Here is an 896-nt window from a genome sequence, read left to right on the forward strand (position 1 = left end):
CGCGCCAGCCATGATGTGCCGCTCGGGCCCCTGGCCGGCAAGCCCGGCACCGGCTGGACCGTGGCGTTCCAGGCGGGACGCGGCGCGCCGGCCACCCTGGCCATGCCCACGCTGGCGCGGCTGGACCAGAATGCCGACGCTGGGGTGCGCTATTTCTCGGGCATGGCCACCTATGCCCGCACGTTCCGCCTGCCCAAGGGCTGGAAGAAGGGCCAGGCACTGTGGCTCGATCTGGGCGAGGTGCACGACATTGCCGAGGTCACGGTCAACGGCCAGGTGCTGGGTACGCAATGGCATGCGCCCTATCGCTTTGACGTGGGCAGCGCGGTGCACAACGGCAACAACACGATCGCCGTGCGTGTCGCCAACAGCTGGGTCAACCGCCTGATCGGCGATGCCCAGCCCGGCGCAACGAAGGTAACCTGGACGGCGATCCCGACCTACAATGCCGATGCGCCGCTGCACCCATCGGGCCTGGTGGGGCCGGTGGTGCTGGGCACTACCCACTGACGCGGGGGCACTGAACCCCGTTTCAGGCCTCGGGCAGGGGCGGGGCGATCGAGTCCCGCTCCACCAGGTGATAGGGCAGCAGGCGCAGCGCGGGCGCCGCATCACCCTCGCGGTCCATCAGCAGGCTGGCGGCGGCATAGCTCATTTCCTGGATCGGCTGGTAAACCGTGGTGAGGTAGGGCCAGACCGACCGCGCCACCCAGCTATCGTCAAACCCGCAGATCGACACATCGCGCGGCACGGCAAGGCCGGCCCGCGAACAGGCAACCAGCGCGCCGGCCGCCGAATCGTCGTTGGTGGCAAAGATGGCGGTGGGGCGCGGGGTGTGTGCCAGCAGATCGGCCCCTGCGCTGATGCCGCCTTCAAACGAAAACCCGCCGTTGGCT

2 protein-coding genes are annotated in these 896 nt (G+C 69.2%); one reads left to right on the top strand and one right to left on the bottom strand.

The annotated features are described in order from the left end of the window. The coding region (locus H926_RS27830) for a glycosylhydrolase-like jelly roll fold domain-containing protein (protein WP_043609746.1) at positions 1–510 on the top strand (510 nt) is incomplete at its 5' end. A gap of 22 nt (positions 511–532) precedes the next feature. On the opposite strand, the gene H926_RS30925 is transcribed toward H926_RS27830, so the two are convergent. Continuing rightward, on the bottom strand, positions 533–896 hold a 364-nt coding region (locus tag H926_RS30925; RefSeq protein WP_202804737.1), incomplete at its 5' end, for a substrate-binding domain-containing protein.

This window comes from Novosphingobium sp. B-7, from assembly GCF_000410615.1.
Lineage (GTDB): Bacteria > Pseudomonadota > Alphaproteobacteria > Sphingomonadales > Sphingomonadaceae > Novosphingobium > Novosphingobium capsulatum.